Below are 16,943 nucleotides of genomic sequence, written 5' to 3' on the forward strand. Positions count from 1 at the left end.
CCGGCTTTCACGGTCTGGCGCACTCGCAGGAGATGGAGAAGGAACTGCTGCGGCAGCGCACGCATGGGTGGCCGGCGTGAAATTGCCAATGCCGCTCTGTTCCTCGCCTCCGACAAAGCAGTTTAGTCACAGGCTCCGAACTCTTTGAGGATGGCGGGTCGGCGCAAATCTAAGGGGTGGCTTAGCCATGGACGCCGGAATTTTTTGCATCGCCATCGTCGAATGTTCTAGGATCGCGAGCCGGCTCGAAGCAAGGCCGATCGGAGCATCGTGATGGACGTGTCTCGATACCAGCGTCAGCTTCTCCTGGAGGATGACGGCTTCGTTCTTTACCGCGGTCTCTCCGAGGATGGAAGTGCTTCGGTCCTTATGAAGGCTTGGGTCTCGGTCGACACGCAACACGAAAAAATGCGGCGCCTCGAGCGTGAAATGTCCCTTGCGGATCGGTTGGATTCAGGGTGGGCGGCGAAACCGATCGCTCTCGAACGCCACGACGGACAGACCTACCTCCTGCTAACTGACGGCGGCGGCATGCCGTTGAGCACATCCGAAGAAGCGGCATTCGATACCGGAACCTTCCTCTCCATCGCGGTCAACGCCGTCGCGGCTCTACGCAAGGTCCACGCGCGAGGCATCGTTCACAAGGATCTCAGACCCGCCAACGTGCTCGTCGACGTCTCGGGAAAAGTATGGCTCACTGGGTTTGGCGCGCCGCCCCCCTCGACCGGGCCTGCGGTCGACGCGTCCGGCGGGCCGCAGGGCGGCCAAATGAACTCGCTGCCCTATGTCGCCCCCGAGCAGACAGGCCGGGTAAAGCGGTCGGTCGACGCCCGCAGCGACCTGTATGCGCTCGGCGTGGTGTTCTACGAGATGCTGACGGGCGAGCTGCCGTTCGTAGCCGTCGATGCGGTGGAATGGGTTCATGCGCACGTTGCACGGCGACCAATTCCTCTGCAGCAGCGAAGCGAGACCGTTCCATCCGTCCTGGAGCGCGTCGTACTCAAGCTGCTCGCTAAAAGGCCGGAGGACCGATACCAGACCGCGACGGGTCTCGAACATGATCTCCGGACGTGCCTCGACAGTTGGAACTCGACCGGTCGCGTCGTCGACTTCGAAGTGGCCTCCAGCGACGCTGCTGACCGTCTTCGAGTGCCCGAGGGCTTGTATGGTCGATCACGTCAGACAAGCGCCATCAGGGCGGCTTTCGATCGGGTAAGGTCGCAAGGCGTCACGGAGGTAGTTCTGGTTTCTGGCCCGGCCGGAGTCGGAAAATCGTCTGTGGTGCATGAGTTGCGGAAATCGCTGGGCCAGAGCGGAAGCCTGTTCGCATCCGGCAAGTTCGACCAGTACACTCGTGACATTCCCTATGCGACGATCGCGCAGGCGTTCCGGGGCGTCGTCCGCCAGATCCTAGGTTCCGGGGACGCCGAACTGGAGCGCTGGAAGAAGGAGCTTGTCGAGGTCCTGGGGCCGAATGGCCGGCTCATGATAAATCTCGTACCAGAACTCGCGCTGATCATCGGAGAGCGGCCACCGGCACCCGAACTTCAACCCCACGAAGCCAAAGCCCGGTTCCACCTCGTCTTCGGGCGCTTCCTTGCGGTCTTCGCGCGTCCCGAACGCCCCTTGGTGTTGTTCATCGACGACGTCCAGTGGTTGGATGCAGCCACGATCGAGCTCATCGAAACGATCACTGTCGATAAAGAGATAAGGAACCTGCTTCTGATCTGCGCCTACCGCGACGACGAAGTCCCGTCGGAACATCCGTTGAATGCGACGCGGGACTCGATGCGGCAGAACCTTGAGAAGCTTGAAGAATTGAAGCTAAGCCCGTTGACCGCACAGGACGTCGGAAATCTGCTGTCCGACATGTTGCGCTCGGACGTCCGCTCCGTAGGTTCTCTGGCAACTCTTGTGGTCGACAAGACGGAAGGAAATCCCTTCTTTGTCCTGCAGTTTCTCGCTTCCATGGAGGACGAGGAACTGGTCGTGTTCGATGTCGACAGGCGCGTATGGAGATGGGACGCCGATCGAATACGGAATACACGTGTCACCGATAACGTGGCCGAACTCGTTGCTTCCAAACTTAACCGCCTCCCCCGTTTGACTCTGGAGATTGTCAAATTGCTCGCCTGTCTCGGGAGTGGCGCTTCCCTTGCGACGTTGAGCATCGCCTCCGGCAAGACCAAAAGGCAGATCGGCGCGATCCTATGGGAAGCAGTTCAAGCAAGACTTCTACTGCGTGTCGACGACGCCTTCGTCTTCGCTCACGACAGAGTGCAGGAGGCAGCCTACCTGTTGGTGCCGGCAGCCGATCTGCCGGACGCTCATGTCCGGATCGGCCGCGCGTTGATATCGAGCCTGACACCGTCAGGAATTCACGAGCGCATATTCGAGTTGGTCGATCAATTCGCTCGTGGACTTGGGCAGGTCACATCGGACGGCGAACGCGAACAGGTCGCCGAACTGTTCCTGGAAGCGGGAACCCGTGCAAAGACATCTGTCGCATATCCGTCGTCCTTGAGATATTTCCGCACGGGTTTAAGCCTTCTTAAGCCGTCGCACTGGGACACGCGCTATGACCTAATATTCGCACTCGAACTCCAGCAGGCGGAATGCGAATATCTGACAGGCGATCACTCCGTCGCCGACGATCATCTTCTCACATTGTCGCTGCGTTCCAGGGACCGCGTAGACGGCGCGGCGGTGGTGCGCCTTCGGTCGTCGCTTTTCGTGACGCTCGGAGATCAGGCAAAGGCTGTCGACGTCGCTCTCGCCTATCTCCGCGACTTCGGCATCGACTGGTCTCCCCATCCGACCGAACACGAATTGCGGCTAGAGATAGAGGCTTTGCGCGGATTGCTCGCGGACCGTCCGATCGAAGATCTCGTGAACCTCCCGAGAATGACGGATCCCGACTGGCTCGCCGCAATGGACGTTCTCGCGTACACGATCCTGCCGGCCATCTTGACCGATGGCAATCTTGAAGACGTGATCTACACGCAGATGGTCTCACTAAGCCTGCAGCACGGCAATTGCGACGCATCCTGTTATGCCTACGTGTCGATCATGGTGGCGCTGGGCCTGCGCTTTGGCGACTACCAATCCGGCGGCCGCTTCGGTGACGTAGGCCTCGCACTTGTCGACCAGCACGGGATGGACCGCTTCAAGACGCGAACCTACACCTGCTACGCTTGCTTCGTCGTTCCCTGGACAAGACATCTTCGTATATCGGAGACCTTCAGCCGGAAGGCCATTCAAGCAGGCGTAGCGGCCGGGGACTTGGTGTTCATCGTCACGACTGCGCAGATGCTGGTCTCGCACCTGCTGGTCGCGGGCGCCGATCTGGCGCTGGTGGAGGAGGAGGCCGAAAAGTTCCTGGCATCGGCGCAACGGACCGGCTTCAGTCTTGCTGCAGACTCCGCGATCGGCCAGCTACTTCTTGTTCGCGAGCTGCGCGGTCTTGACGGGCCGGACACGGCGGGTGGATCGGTGCTTCCTGACAAGGCGTTATATCAGCAGCATCTGCAGGACGCCGGCGGACAACTCGTGCTCCCGCTCGCATGGTATTGGATCCAGCAGATGCAGGCGCGGTATGTCGCGGGCGACTTCGTTTCGGCGATAAACGCCGAGCGAGAAGCTCGCGGCGTCGTGCAGGCCACCAGGTCTTTCATCGACATCGGCGAATACCATTTCTACGCCGCCCTTATCCACGCGGCCGTCGTCGAAACCGCGGCAGGCGACGATCGAGCGGCGCATTTCGCGGAGATACTGCGACACCAGAAGCAAATCGAGACGTGGGCGGAGAGTGGCACGGAGAACCATGGCAATCGTCGTGCCCTAGTGGCCGCCGAAGTCGCCCGGCTTGAAAACCGCGACATGGATGCACTCGGGCTTTATGAAGAAGCCGTTCGCTCGGCCAAGCAGTACGGCTTCATTCAGAACGAAGCCATGGCGAACGAACTGGCGTCGCGGTTCTGCGCGGAGCGCGGGCTAAAGACGAGCGCAACGGCTTTTCTGCGCAACGCTCGGTCCTGTTACTTGGCGTGGGGCGCGAACGGAAAGGTCAGGCAACTCGATCGCGAAAGCCCAGGTTTGAACCCGGAAATAAACGGGCAGAGGAAGCTCGGCTCCGAGGTGCAGCATCTGGATATGGCGGCCGTCGTGGCGATGTCTCAGGCCGTGTCCGGCGAGATCTTTCTCGATCGCCTCGTTGAGCGGCTGATGATCACCGTCGTTGAACACTCTGGAGCGGTCAGGGGCCTGCTTCTCCTTCCCAAGCGAGCGGAGATGCACATCGTCGCCGAGGCGCTCACCAATGACGAGGGCGTCTCCGTCAAGTTCGAGGGGTTTGAAAGGAAGCTTCCTGAAACGATCCTTAGCTATGTGACGCGCACGCAGGAGGTCGTCATCCTCGACGAGGCAAGCAGCGCCGAATTCTTCTCATCCGACCCTTACGTCGAGGAGGCCGGCTCGAGTTCGATCCTCTGTCTGCCGCTGGTGAAGCAGAAGCAGCTCGTTGGCGCTCTTTATCTCGAGAACGGGCTCTCCTCCCACCTGTTCACCGAAGACCAAGTGGCGGTCCTTCAGCTTCTCGCCTCCCAGGCCGCAATCTCGCTCGAAAACGCCGTCCTGTTTCGTGAAGCGCAGGAGACGCACGAACGTGCCCGCCGAGCTGCGGAGGAGCTCCGCCTCTCGTACGACATGATCCCGGCGCTGGCGTGGAATAGCCTTCCGGACGGGACGGTGGTGTCGTGCAACAAGCAATGGCACGACTTCACCGGAATACCGCAAGGTCTCATACTCGACAGCGCCTGGTCGCGCTCTATACATCCCGATGACATCGAAAAAGTCGTTGCAAAATGGAAGGCGCTAATCGCGGCTGAAAAAGCCGGTGAGATCGAAGCTCGTATGATCCGTTTCGACGGGGTGGCGCGGTCCTTTCTGATTCGGGCGACGCCGATGCGCGACGCAGACGGCAAACTCATTAAATGGTACGGCACCAATACGGACATAGACGATCTCAAGAGGATCGAGGAGGCCCAGGAGCTGCTGGCCCGCGCCGGACGACTGACGGCGTTGGGCGAGCTCACTGCATCGATCGCACACGAGGTCAACCAGCCCTTGATGGCCATCGTGATGAACGCAGCGACCTGCCTGCGCTGGCTGAGCGACGAGCAGCTCGACGTCGAGGAGGCCCGGCAGGCGGCCGAGCGGATCATCCGGGATGGCCATCGCGCCGGAGACGTCATTACGAGTATCCGGGCGCTTGCCAGGAAGTCGCCGTTGGCCATGGAGGAGGTCGACGTGAACTCGATGATCGAGGGGGTTCTTGTCCTGACCCGCGGCGAACTGCAGCGGCATGGCATAAAGCTCGAAACAGAACTGGGAATGGATGCGGGATCGACCGTGGGGGATCGCACCCAGTTGCAGCAGGTCGTTCTCAACCTGATCCTCAATGCGGTGGAGGCCATCGGGTCATCCAAGAGCAGGCAGCGTCGACTGCAGGTGCGTTCGGGGAAGGCGAGCGACGGGTATCCCCTCGTCGAGGTGGCCGACAGCGGGCCCGGCGTGGACCCGTCGACCATGGAGCAGATCTTCGACGCCTTTTTCACCACTAAGTCGGGCGGTCTCGGCATAGGTTTGTCAATCTGCCGCTCGATCGTGGAAACCCATGGAGGCCGTCTTTGGGTGACTCCCAACGAACCGGAGGGGAGCGTCTTCTCGTTTACTCTGAGGGCCGCGCGGGATGCGTTCTAATCGTGCGGATATTGAAGTGCACCTTCCGGACGATTGCTCTCACAACATCTCACGGGAAAACACTCGCCTTTCTTCCTTTCAGGCGGCACATTCCAACCCATTGATCGAAGGAGATCGAGATGTCTTCCGAAAAGCCGATACTTCCGCCCGGCGTGCTAGCAGGCGGGTTTCATAAGTTGACGCATGATCGCTTCGAGATCACCGTTCTCAGCGACGGCTACATCACCCTGACCTCGGATATTCTGATGCCCGACGGCGGTCCGGAAGATATACGAAGCGTTCTCGGTCGGCTCGGCGGCGACGCCGACAGCGCACCGCTGCAGACGAACATCCCGCTCATCCGCCACGGAAGCGATCTCATTCTCGTCGATACCGGGGCAGGGGCGAATTTTCAGCCGAGCGACGGCCGCCTCGCCGAGAACCTGGCGTCCATCGGAGTCGATCCCGCGTCCATCACAAAGGTCGTCTTCACGCACGTCCATCCCGATCATTCCGGCGGGACGACAAAGGCGGACGGATCGCTCCTGTTTCCGAACGCCCACTACTACGTCAACGAAGCCGAGTGGTCGTTCTGGACGGACCCAGACTACGAGGCGAAGATGCCGGAGTCCTTGCACGCCTTCGCGCGCGGCGCCCAGCGCGATCTCTTCGCCGTCAAGGACTGGCTGACGATGGTGAAGCCTGGAGACGAGATCGTGTCGGGCATGAACGTGGTCAGCACACGCGGACATACGCCAGGACACATCTCTCTGGAACTGGCAGGCGACGGAAACCTACTTATTGCCGGAGACGTCATCCCCAACGATATCGTTTCGTTCGAAAATCCGAAGTGGCATTTCGGGTTCGACACGGAGCCGGAGATCGCCCTTACGAACAGGGGCGCGTTGCTCGACAAGGCTGCGAACGAGAATCTTCGAGTGCTCGGATACCATTGGACATATCCGGGGGTAGGGTATGTCGAGCGAAATGGGACAGCTTACCGTTTCCTGCGAGGTTGAGGAGTCGCACTGCTGCGCAGCCCTGGATCCGCACTGGCGAAATGGGCGCGCTATGCCGCCTGCGATGCTCGGTTTCGATTTTGGACGATGATGGCGACCTCGGAAGAGTGACGCGTTCCCCATTCGCACAACGGGGCCAGAACATTGGCCAAGCTATGGCCGAAGTCGGTCAGTTCGTATTCGACGTGAGGCGGGACTGTCTGAAAGTCGATACGACGAAAACGCCGTCATCAACCATTTCCTTGAGATGCTGGATCAACATCTTCTCGCTCACATTGGTCACGAGCCTGCGAAGTTGACTGGTGCGCTTGGCCCCGCTGGCCAGGTGAAAGAGGATCAGCGGCTTCCATTTGCCCCCGAGGATCTCAAGAGCAGCTTCCAGACCGCATCTGTAATTCGTCTCGGTCATTGTGATCTCCAAATTCGGACACTTACGAAATAGTCAGTACTGGTTTGCAGGTATGCTTGGTCTTACTTGAACCGAGCGACAGTGTCGACGGGCATCGTCCTTATCCATTCAGGCGCAAACCCGCGGATAGCGCTGCCAACGTAGGTGAATAGACATGAGCAGTCCAAACCATCCCTTGCTAGCTCCAATCCGGCTGGGCGACATCGATCTACCCAACCGCATCGTCATGGCATCCATGACCCGCGCCAGAACGGACAATCCCGGCTTCGTTCCCAATGAGCTCCAGGCACGATATTACGCACAGCGCGCATCGGCCGGCCTTATCCTCACCGAAGGCACATGGCCGAGCCGCGAAGGCGTTGGCTTCATAAATGTGCCGGGCCTTTACACTCAGGAGCAGGCCGATGGCTGGCGCAGGGTCACCGATGCCGTCCACCAGGCTGGAGGGCGTATCTTCGTCCAACTCGGCCACATCGGATCATCATCGCATCCGGACCTACTCGATGGCGCCTTGCCGCTAGCCCCGTCGTCCGTGAATCCAGGATTGAAAGCGTATACACCGTCCGGGTTTCAAGACACCGTGACGCCCCAGGCGATGGATCTGAGCGATATCGCCCGGACTGTGGAGGACTATGCCAAAGCCTCCCGCCTGGCGCATGCTGCTGGTTTCGATGGAGTCGAGCTACATGGCATCAGCACCTACCTGATCCCCACCTTCCTTTATGACGGCCTCAACCAGAGAACGGATGACTATGGCGGCATGCCCGAAAATCGCGCCCGGTTTCCCCTTGAGATACTCGACGCAATTGTCGACTCCTGGGCTCCAGGACGCGTTGGGATCAAGCTCAGTCCCGCTTTGACTGGCGTCGGCAATTTCATCGCTGGCGCCGAGACGTTGGAGACCTTCGAATATCTGGTCGGTCAATTGTCGAAGCGTCATCTTGCTTATCTGCATCTGATGAACCCCATAAGCGATCTGACTGGGACACAAGTGGAAATTCTCGGCCCCGGCGTCGCCAAGCATTTCAGGCCGCTTTATTCTGGCAGCCTGATTGCCAATGGCGGTTATACCTTTGAGACTGGCAATGCTCTGGTGCGCGATGGCTTCGCCGATGCTGTTGCATTTGGAGCGCCGTTTATCTCGAATCCGGACTTGGTCGAGCGCTTCTCCAATGGTCTCAAACTCAGCCCGAGCAATCCTGACACGTACTACAGCGGCGGAGCCGCAGGCTATGTCGACTATCCGACCGCGGCAGAGTAAGTCGGCGCGAGATAGGCCGTAAACTACTTTTTCTTCATCGGGGAGCGGTGAGTTTTCGAGCCCGCCGCTGCCCGATGGGACTGGCTTAAAGTGTTGGGGTGGGGCGAGGCACCCGGGTCGGTTTCGACAGCTCCGTCGGGACGCTGCAACTCTGGCCTTCGGTCAAGATAACGGGATAGGCCCGATGCGAGGTCTTTCGAATGCCGTACCTGCCATCTGTAGTCTCTCGGCGACGTGACGACTTTCCAGATCGTCGCGACGACGGCCGGCACAAGTCCTTCATCGAAAGCGTGGAGTCCCCACGCCTGTACCATCTAGCATTCGATCCGACGGAGTGCACCGTACCCACTCTGCGGGAGGCAATTATTGCGATTTCCTGACGATGGCGCCGGGTCCCTGGCTGCTCAACCAGGTGCCGTGGAGCACGGCCGAACACCGCATCCATGCCGTCTCGGCCAGTGCCGAGGTGGCCGCCATCCTCGACTTAGCGCGCAATACCGCTTGCCTCGTGGTCGAACGCCGGACCTGGAGCGGCGCCAGCCCGGTAACGCATGTGCGCTTCACTTATCCGGGCATCGCCACGCGCTGGTGGCGCGTTTCACGCCGGCGTCGCAATAACGACCCCAATTCAACCGGCTGGTGCCCGGTGACGAACCTGCTGGATCTGTCAAACTCCGCCCATGGCTGGCGGTCAGGAACTGTTGGGCATGATGGCGGCCGACAGCATCACCGTCCGCCATGTGATCAGCAAGACCCCTAAAAATCAGTGGTCTGCACATGCGAGGAAGCAACGGCCGCCGCCCGCCAAACGCCTGAGCGATCTTGGCAGAAGGTTCGTCGTTTGCGCGTCTCTGGGCCGCCGCCTTGCGCTGTTCGGGATCCAGTTTGGGTTTGCGGGCAAATTTGACGCCTCGACGGCGCGCCATTTCCACCGTGCGGATCGTTTATGCCTACCAAGCCGCCGGCGATGCGCCGGCTTTGTCCTTTGCATTAGCGGATCTTCTCGGTGCCGCTGGGCGTCGTAACCATGGTCGGACCACTTGTGGCCATACCAGCCGCCAGCAGAGACGCGCAGATCGGGAGTCGATCGCCTCATCGTCGGCGTCGTCATCGCTCTCGTCGCCTGGGCGATGGGGGTCGGGAGGAACAGCTTGCCTGCGAGCCGATGCTGCTGGCGGCCGCGGATCGGTCCTCTCTAGCGGCTGATGACTGTTTCGTGTGTGAGACGGACTGTCCAAATTGTTGCTCTATTGGATCAACAATGAACCAGTCATATTCGAGGTCAGGCTAACAAACCCGGAGACATCCCATGACTATTCTCATTGCCGGCGCCACAGGCGATGTAGGCCGCCACCTCTCAACCCCGGGGCCGCTGCTGTCTGCAGTGGAAGAGCAGGCGGAGTAGACGCAGCTCGAGAGCGACGAGGGCTACAAAGCGGCCCTGCTGTCGACGCTGAAGCGAGCCGTGAGCCATTCCGAGGGCGGGCTCCGACTATCCCCAAACAAACCCAACAGGGCGGCCTCCTGAACAGGCGCCCTGCCTGTCAAGAGGACCGTAACAATGACCACGTCTGTTACTGAAACACATCGCGCCGCTGCACCGAAGATTCTGGTCCTCGGTGCGACTGGGCCGACCGGCCGCCACATCGTCAGCCAGGCTGTAAACCGCGGTTATGATGTCACCGTACTGGTGCGCTCGCCGGAAAAAGCCACCGATCTCAAAGGAGCAAAGCTTGTCGTAGGCGATGCCCGTGATGAGAAAGCCTTGCGTCAGGCGATCAAGGGCCGCGATGCCGTGATCACTGCGCTCGGCACTCCCGCAAGTCCGTTTCGTGAGGTCACCCTACTTTCGACCGCCACTCGGGCGCTTGCGAACGCAATGAAGGCGGAGCAGGTCTCGCGCCTGATCGCTATCACCGGGATGGGCGCGGGCAATAGCGCTGGACACGGCGGCTTCCTTTTCGACAAGCTAATTTTCCCACTGCTTCTGCGCAAAGTCTACGCCGACAAGAACCGCCAGGAGGACGTCATCAACCGCAGCGATCTCGATTGGACCATCGTCCGTCCTTCGATCCTCAACAATAAGCCCGGGGGCAACGCGATTCGGACGCTCACAGACCTAAATTCCTTCCATGGTGGTTCGATCTCGCGGGCAGATGTTGCGACGTTCATACTCGATCAGGTCACTAGTGACGCTTGGTTCGGCGGGTCGCCGTTGATTACCTCGTGATGTCGACAGCCACGCAACCGTGTTCCCGCTAACGATTTCCTCAAGGCCGTCCAACGCTTCTTCGCCCGCCGCATGCGGTACACTTCGGCACAAAAGAAGCCCCGCGTTTGCGGGGCTTAGAGTTACTGGAAAGGGGATGACGACACGCAAAAGCTTATCACATCCGCGCTCGAAACCCATTGGGACGAGAAAAGTTCCGAAGAGGGCGAGAAAAAACCCCCATAACAAAGCGGGTCAATAAAAGGGGTATTTTCTACAAGCCCGCATGGGGTGGGCTAGCGACGCAGTGGTGGTTTTCTTTTGAAATGTCAAAACCGCGCAGAAGACCGGCGCCTGTCAGCCTGCTGGCGCGATGGCTGTTGATGTGCCACGACCGACTGCGTGACAATAATTTGCCTCTTACCCATGAGTTCCTTTCGCTCATGCTTGGCGTACGACGTGCGACGGATCGCACAGGAAGGAAGGGATGGCGGACGGCCCCTGGGGCCACCTGTACGATCCTCATGGCCAAACAACGGTTCGTCCAAAAGGTTCCTGTGCGCTTCCGCACCAATGCGAAGCACTAATCTGTACTTGTGCAATGTTCGCTTAATAGCGTTCGCGCAAGTCTAGAGAAGAAAAACCCCGCTGGAGCGGGATCAGGAAGGGGGGTGTTTTTTACGGCTAGTGACTTAGCCGCGTTGCAAATTCACTTTGATGATAAATCAGACATTTGCAATAAAATAGTACTTTTTGAAATGCTATTTCCACAGATATTTGCTTCAAAACTAGGCAATGATCGTACGATTTCACTCTGATGTACAAAGTGACTTCAAGTCGATAATAGTCTTTAGTATTGTTCAATTGGCCGCTCGGCGATATTGCCTAACCCACGCAACCAACTCTCCTGTGCGCCGGGCGGTCAACGCGCTATTCAATTACTGTCCGTCAATTTCTCCGAAAGCTGATGCAGCAAGGTGTCACGGTTCGGTGAGCTCTGGACCGCATCGACAGCCGCAGCGAGGGCAGATTGTCCGCGACAGCTCTGAATGTCGCAATGATGCTGAGAACACCATTCCGTCAGGGCATCAACCACAGCTTCAATATCATGGTCGGAAAGGGAGGTCAGCGCTGGAAACATCTGGGTCGTCCGATCTGTGGCCGAGGCTGTTAGACTAGTCTCGGCGATCCAACCTGAACGTCAGATGAAGGGGCAATATGCTCAATCACACCAGTCGTTGCGCCGCTTCGGGATCGTTACGCGAGAAGCCAGGCGGCACGTAAGGCCGCCTGGTGACGAAAACCGAAACAGGCACTATTCCACCGTAAACGTTCCGGCCCCCTTGGAGTATTTCTTACCTCCAAGCGAATTGATCGTTGCACATTTTTCCTTACCGAACTTCTCGCACATCTTATTATCTTTGATGCTCCATGTCCCCTTGTAGGTGGCCTTGTCCCCGTCGACAGTCGCTTCAATCGTTCCGTCTGGTTTATAAGTTGTGACGCCCGATTGCGTCTTGGACTTCCAGTGAATTGGGTGGCCCACCAACTCGCTTTTCAACTGCTCCGCCGTCATGGTTGCGGCATATGCACCAGATGCGAAGGCTAGCATAATGAGGCCAGAAACCGTGATCGCTTTCATCGTTCACTCCCTTCTCCTTAAGCGAAGATTGTAACCGCGTTAGAGCACGGCGAACATCTATCCAAAGTGCTTATCTCGACATTCAAACCTGCTGGCGTCCGCCCGTTCCACGAGCGCAGGGGTGGCTCCGGGTCACCGCGAGACATAGCCGAACACGATGTTGGCGCCGCGGTGACCGCAAGCTCCGTCACGCGTCCTACAAGGGACTGCGCGAGGTGCATGACAATGCGGCGGTTGATTAGATCGACGAGCGTTCAGCGGGCAAAGAATGCCAGAAGGCGGGGTATGATGCTGAGCTTTACTGGGATGCCGATTGTTTTTTTGCCGAGCTTTGTAAGCCGCCAACCGGTCACGTAACTCCACCCGCCACCGGGACTACGAATGGTGACGAGGCCAAGATCGCAGGCGCGATTTACAATGGTCTTGTCGTAATCTTCCCATTCCCCGTCAGTCATGAGACAGCAGAAATCCTCTTCCTTCGCTGTCATATATAGAAGTTGAATAACTTCTTCGTCAGGTGACGCTATGGCAGCCGCAGAGGACATGCCTGCGCTATTTATTATGTTCATGAATTTCCCCCACCCCAAGTAATTAGCTACAGCCCATGCGAGAAATCTGCGCAAGCACTATTTCTGGACTTTTGTGACAATGGTTACCAAGTGCGCGGTTGTTCAGCAGGTGTTTGAATTTCCGAGATGAGGCGCATCCGCGACGCTGTCTTCGGAACCGGCATCTTGGTGAGCTTAGCATTCACCTGAGGTGTGGCAGGGTGTGGCAACCGCCATTGATTTCCAATGAAAATATTTCAGTGTGACTACTCTTCGCATTCCAGGTCGGCTATTTCATCGGTCAAGGTGACCGCATGGCCGCTTAGAACCTCAGCAACATTGTCGAGCAGCATCGCCAATTAAGGGTCGCTGCCGAAAAGTTGCGCCTGCTTAGCTTTCAACTTCCCGATATAGAAATTGTGGATGTGCAGTGACCCTGTCATCTGCGCTAGGCTTGGCATGCGGATGCTCCATCCCAAGAGCGTCATCTGGCTGCAACCAAAGCTGGTCGTCGAGATCGAGTACAGGCGTGGACGGGCGACCGTAAGTTGCGGTACGCCTCATGCAAGGGGCTGCGGGAAGTGCAGGATAACGCTACAGTCTACCAGCTGGATTAATTTCCCAACCCCTACCGTCCGCAATCGGCTCAAGGTTTGATAATTCCGATCAGATCTACGAAGTCCCGCTTGATGAAGAACAAGGGCAAGGCCGCTGCTTATCATAGCTTCACTCACGGCGATGGCGCAGCCTGCACAGTACCATATACAACATCGCAGGTGTTTTCATTCGTCGAACATCTTGCCGCTGCGCGCTTCCAGCCGGTAACGGTGGCCGGGATAGACGAGACGGGCGGTCGAGACCACCTGTTTTGCCGACCATGTGCGCCGGCGGATCGTCAGGCACGGTTCGGTCTTCATGATGGTCAGCAGCTTGCATTCCCAGGCCTGCGGCATCGCCGCCTCGACAACGTGCTCGGAGCCGCTGAGCGGGGCCGCAGCCGTCAGATAAGCGTTCGGCGTCAGCGTCGAAAAATCCTGGTCGAGATATTCAGGCGCGGCCTCCGGATGGACGAAGCGGTCCTCGATCTGCACCGGAACACCGTTTTCGCTGTGGACGATCAGCGAGTGGAAAACCGCAGCACCGATCGGCAGTTCGAGCGCGTCGGCAACCTCGGGAGAGGCGGTTTCCCGGGCGAGAACGACGACGGAGGCCTCGTGGACATGGCCGCGTTCGGCAATTTCTTCGGCGATGTTGCGGACCTCGAACAGCGCCGAATAGCCCTTGCGCTCGGCAACGAAGGAGCCGACGCCCTGGATGCGGACAAGTTCGCCCTCGTTGGCAAGTTCGCGCAGCGCCCGGTTGGCAGTCATCTTGCTGACGCCCAACTCGACGACCAGCTCGTTTTCCGAGGGTACCCGGTATTTCGGCGGCCATTCGCCGCTCTGGATGCGGTCGAGGATCACCTGCTTGACGCCGGCATAGAGCGGGGTGCTATCATTCTGCGCCAGTTCGCGCTTCATCTCGCCGGGACGCTTCATTGCCTATTCCTTTTGCACGAATGGAATTCGCTACATAATTCGACTTTCCTCTTGCATATCACAAAATATCTCATATGGTACCATATACAACCTCCCAATCGGTCCTAAACAGAAATAGGACAGGAAAGGGCAAGCCGGCGAAGATCGGCCCTGGTGCCGCAAGGTCTGTTCAACTCCAGAGGAGAATTCACACATGAAATTCAGCGCAATCCTGCTTTGTGGCGTGGCGGCTTTTTCCGCCTTCGCCGCGCCTGCCTTTTCCAAAGACTGGACGAAGGCGACCATTACACTCGAAGGCGCCTATGCGCCCTGGAACCTCACCAATGCCGACGGCACGCTCGGCGGCTTCGAACCGGAACTCGCCAAGGTGCTGTGCGAGCGCGCCAAGATCGAATGCACGCTGGTCGCCTCCGATTGGGACGGCATGATCCCGGCGCTCAACGCCGGCAAGTTCGACGTCATCATGGATGCGCTGTCGATCACCGAAGAGCGCAAGCAGGTCATCGACTTCACCATTCCCTATGCCGCCACCCCCGCAGCCTTCGCCACCGCCAAGGACAGCCCGCTGGCAAAGGCCGCCGGCACCGGCGCCACGATCAAGATGACGCCCGGCCAGACCGGCGTGAAGGAAATCGACGCGCTGAAGGCGGCCTTCAAGGGCAAGACGATCGGCATCCAGGCGGCGACCGTCTATGCCAAGTTCGTCTATGACAATTTCGGCGATATTGCCGAGATCCGCGAATACAAGACCGGTGCCGACCGCGACCTCGACCTGCAGAACGGCCGCATCGACCTCGGCTTCGACGACGCCGTCTATTTCGCCAATGCCTTCGCCTCCGCCAACGGCGCGCTCGACTTCACCGGCCCCGAGATCATCGGTCCGATCTGGGGCGAGGGCGAAGGCCTGGGTGTCCGCAAGGCCGATACGGACCTGCGTGACAAGTTCAGCGAGGCGATCAAGTCCGCACTTGCCGACGGCACCGTCAAGAACCTCTCGATGAAGTGGTTCAAGGTCGACGTCAGCCCGCAATAAGCGTTTCGGCCTTTCGGCCGCAAACACCGGTCTTCGGCTTTATCGCCGGAGACCGCATGCTATTGTCAATCCGCAAAACACTGCCGGACGGGGAACGGACGATATGGCAAGCTTGGAACTTCTCGGCTTTGGCTCGACGGGATGGGGCGCGCTGCTCATTGCCGCCGCCTTGATGACGCTGGCTGTCACGGCGACGGCGCTGGCGATCGGCGCGGTGCTGGGCGCGATCGTCGCAGCCGCGAAACTCTCCGGCAACCTTGTCCTAGTCACGCTCGGCAATGTCTACACGACCGTGTTTCGCGGCGTACCCGAACTGCTGATCATCTATCTCATCTATTTCGGCGGCTCGTCGGCCGTCACCTCGATCGGCCAGGCCATGGGTTACGAAGGTTTCCTCGGCTTGCCCTCCTTTGTCGCAGGCGCGCTTGCCGTTGGCATCATCTCCGGCGCCTACCAGGCGGAGGTGTTCCGCGGCTCTTTTCTCGCCATCTCCAAGGGCGAGCTTGAGGCGGCCTCGGCGATCGGCATGCATCGCAGCATGCGCCTTCGCCGGATCATCATGCCGCAGGTGTTTCGCCTCGCCATTCCCGGGCTCGGCAATGTCTGGCAGCTCAGTCTCAAGGATTCGGCGCTGATCTCCGTCACCGGTCTTGCCGAGCTGATGCGCACCAGCCAGGTGGCGGCGGGCTCGACCCGGCAATATTTCCTGTTCTTCATCGCCGGCGGCTGCCTCTATCTGTTCCTGACCAGCCTTTCGGACCGCATCTTCAACGGGGCGGAGCGCCGCGCCAATCGCAGCATGCCGGCATCCGCCATGGGCCAGGCGTAAGGAGGCGACAATGGATTTCACCTTCATCGCCTCGACCATGGTCACCCTGCTCAAGGCCGTACCGACGACGCTCATCCTGTTTTCCCTGTCGATCGTCTCCGGCGGCCTGCTGGCGCTTGTCATCGTCTGGATGCGGACCAGCGGCAACAAGGTGCTTTCGAGCTTCGCCAAAGGCTATATCTTCGTCTTCCGCGGCTCGCCGCTTTTGATCCAGATGTTCCTGGTATTCTACGGGCTCGGCCAGTTCGGCGTCATCCGCTATTCCTTCCTCTGGCCGTTCCTGCGTGAGCCCATGGTCTGCGCCGTGCTGTCGCTGGCGCTCTGCACCGCCGGCTACACGGCGGAGATCTTCCGTGGCGGCATTCGCGCCGTCTCGCCGAAGGAGATCGAAGCGGCGCGCTCGATCGGCATGTCCGGTTTCCTGCTGGTGCGCCGTATCCTGGCGCCGATTGCCTTTCGCCACGCGCTGCCGGCCTATTCCACCGAGATCGTGCTGATGATGAAGTCGACGGCGCTCGCAAGCCTCGTCACCGTTTGGGAGGTCACCGGCGTCGCCCAGCGGCTGATCTCGCAGACCTACCGCACGATGGAAGTCTTTCTCTGTGCGGCGATCATCTATCTCGTCCTCAACTTCATCATCCTGCAGGGCATGGCTCTGCTCGAATATTCGCTGTCCCGACATCGCCGCGCCATTCCGCAGGCGCTGAAGGCATAGT

10 protein-coding genes and 4 pseudogenes are annotated in these 16,943 nt (G+C 59.2%); 10 read left to right on the plus strand and 4 right to left on the minus strand.

The window, feature by feature from the left end; all coding sequences use genetic code 11:
- Positions 1–273 precede the first annotated feature (273 nt).
- Positions 274–5,760 carry an AAA family ATPase gene (locus J3P73_RS29095; RefSeq protein WP_130774338.1) on the plus strand — a complete coding sequence of 1,829 codons (5,487 nt, stop codon included), beginning with the start codon at positions 274–276 and terminating at the stop codon, positions 5,758–5,760.
- Between the two features lie 119 nt (positions 5,761–5,879).
- Positions 5,880–6,758, plus strand: a complete 879-nt coding sequence (locus J3P73_RS29100) for an MBL fold metallo-hydrolase (protein ID WP_018482970.1) — start codon at positions 5,880–5,882, stop codon at positions 6,756–6,758.
- A 50-nt stretch (positions 6,759–6,808) separates the two neighbouring features.
- Here the strand turns inward: J3P73_RS29100 and J3P73_RS29105 are convergent.
- Positions 6,809–7,167, minus strand: a pseudogene (locus tag J3P73_RS29105) (winged helix-turn-helix transcriptional regulator).
- 154 nt (positions 7,168–7,321) lie between these two features.
- On the opposite strand from J3P73_RS29105, the gene J3P73_RS29110 reads away from it, so the two are divergent.
- The 4 genes and pseudogenes from J3P73_RS29110 to J3P73_RS37780 all read left to right on the plus strand — a co-directional run.
- Positions 7,322–8,428 carry an alkene reductase gene (locus tag J3P73_RS29110; RefSeq protein WP_130687890.1) on the plus strand — a complete coding sequence of 369 codons (1,107 nt, stop codon included), beginning with the start codon at positions 7,322–7,324 and terminating at the stop codon, positions 8,426–8,428.
- 370 nt (positions 8,429–8,798) lie between these two features.
- Positions 8,799–9,046, plus strand: a pseudogene (locus J3P73_RS29115) (UTRA domain-containing protein); the annotation flags it as partial.
- Between the two features lie 943 nt (positions 9,047–9,989).
- A complete protein-coding gene (locus J3P73_RS29120; protein WP_130687886.1) occupies positions 9,990–10,658 on the plus strand; it encodes an NAD(P)-dependent oxidoreductase in 669 nt (222 codons plus the stop codon).
- A 344-nt stretch (positions 10,659–11,002) separates the two neighbouring features.
- Positions 11,003–11,101, plus strand: a pseudogene (locus J3P73_RS37780) (Crp/Fnr family transcriptional regulator); the annotation flags it as partial.
- A gap of 851 nt (positions 11,102–11,952) precedes the next feature.
- Here J3P73_RS37780 and J3P73_RS29125 read toward each other — a convergent pair.
- Both J3P73_RS29125 and J3P73_RS29130 read right to left on the minus strand, forming a co-directional pair.
- Positions 11,953–12,279, minus strand: coding sequence for a hypothetical protein (locus J3P73_RS29125; RefSeq protein ID WP_018069850.1), 327 nt, complete (start codon positions 12,277–12,279; stop codon positions 11,953–11,955).
- 254 nt (positions 12,280–12,533) lie between these two features.
- Positions 12,534–12,848 carry a hypothetical protein gene (locus tag J3P73_RS29130; protein ID WP_018069852.1) on the minus strand — a complete coding sequence of 105 codons (315 nt, stop codon included), beginning with the start codon at positions 12,846–12,848 and terminating at the stop codon, positions 12,534–12,536.
- Positions 12,849–13,319: 471 nt separating this feature from the next.
- Here J3P73_RS29130 and J3P73_RS38445 point away from each other — a divergent pair.
- Positions 13,320–13,444: pseudogene (locus J3P73_RS38445) on the plus strand (ATP dependent DNA ligase); the annotation flags it as partial.
- Positions 13,445–13,609: 165 nt separating this feature from the next.
- Here the strand turns inward: J3P73_RS38445 and hutC are convergent.
- On the minus strand, positions 13,610–14,365 hold the full coding sequence (hutC, locus tag J3P73_RS29135) for a histidine utilization transcriptional repressor HutC (protein ID WP_018069853.1): 756 nt from the start codon (positions 14,363–14,365) through the stop codon (positions 13,610–13,612).
- 193 nt (positions 14,366–14,558) lie between these two features.
- On the opposite strand from hutC, the gene J3P73_RS29140 reads away from it, so the two are divergent.
- From J3P73_RS29140 to J3P73_RS29150, 3 genes are all read left to right on the plus strand, one after another.
- A complete protein-coding gene (locus J3P73_RS29140) occupies positions 14,559–15,398 on the plus strand; it encodes a transporter substrate-binding domain-containing protein (protein ID WP_018069854.1) in 840 nt (279 codons plus the stop codon).
- Positions 15,399–15,501: 103 nt separating this feature from the next.
- A complete protein-coding gene (locus J3P73_RS29145; protein WP_130774335.1) occupies positions 15,502–16,227 on the plus strand; it encodes an ABC transporter permease in 726 nt (241 codons plus the stop codon).
- A gap of 10 nt (positions 16,228–16,237) precedes the next feature.
- Positions 16,238–16,942, plus strand: coding sequence for an ABC transporter permease (locus J3P73_RS29150; protein ID WP_018069856.1), 705 nt, complete (start codon positions 16,238–16,240; stop codon positions 16,940–16,942).
- Position 16,943: the final 1 nt, after the last annotated feature.

Origin of the sequence: Rhizobium ruizarguesonis (assembly GCF_017357285.1) — a bacterium.
Lineage (GTDB): Bacteria > Pseudomonadota > Alphaproteobacteria > Rhizobiales > Rhizobiaceae > Rhizobium > Rhizobium ruizarguesonis.

What these genes read in the sequence shown, in the direction of transcription:
- J3P73_RS29095 (WP_130774338.1), top strand. Translation starts at nt 274, where the DNA reads ATGGACGTGTCTCGATACCAGCGTCAGCTTCTCCTGGAGGATGACGGC.
- J3P73_RS29145 (WP_130774335.1), top strand. Translation starts at nt 15,502, where the DNA reads ATGGCAAGCTTGGAACTTCTCGGCTTTGGCTCGACGGGATGGGGCGCG.
- J3P73_RS29125 (WP_018069850.1), bottom strand. Translation starts at nt 12,279, where the DNA reads ATGAAAGCGATCACGGTTTCTGGCCTCATTATGCTAGCCTTCGCATCT.
- J3P73_RS29130 (WP_018069852.1), bottom strand. Translation starts at nt 12,848, where the DNA reads ATGAACATAATAAATAGCGCAGGCATGTCCTCTGCGGCTGCCATAGCG.
- J3P73_RS29120 (WP_130687886.1), top strand. Translation starts at nt 9,990, where the DNA reads ATGACCACGTCTGTTACTGAAACACATCGCGCCGCTGCACCGAAGATT.
- J3P73_RS29100 (WP_018482970.1), top strand. Translation starts at nt 5,880, where the DNA reads ATGTCTTCCGAAAAGCCGATACTTCCGCCCGGCGTGCTAGCAGGCGGG.
- hutC (WP_018069853.1), bottom strand. Translation starts at nt 14,365, where the DNA reads ATGAAGCGTCCCGGCGAGATGAAGCGCGAACTGGCGCAGAATGATAGC.
- J3P73_RS29110 (WP_130687890.1), top strand. Translation starts at nt 7,322, where the DNA reads ATGAGCAGTCCAAACCATCCCTTGCTAGCTCCAATCCGGCTGGGCGAC.
- J3P73_RS29140 (WP_018069854.1), top strand. Translation starts at nt 14,559, where the DNA reads ATGAAATTCAGCGCAATCCTGCTTTGTGGCGTGGCGGCTTTTTCCGCC.
- J3P73_RS29150 (WP_018069856.1), top strand. Translation starts at nt 16,238, where the DNA reads ATGGATTTCACCTTCATCGCCTCGACCATGGTCACCCTGCTCAAGGCC.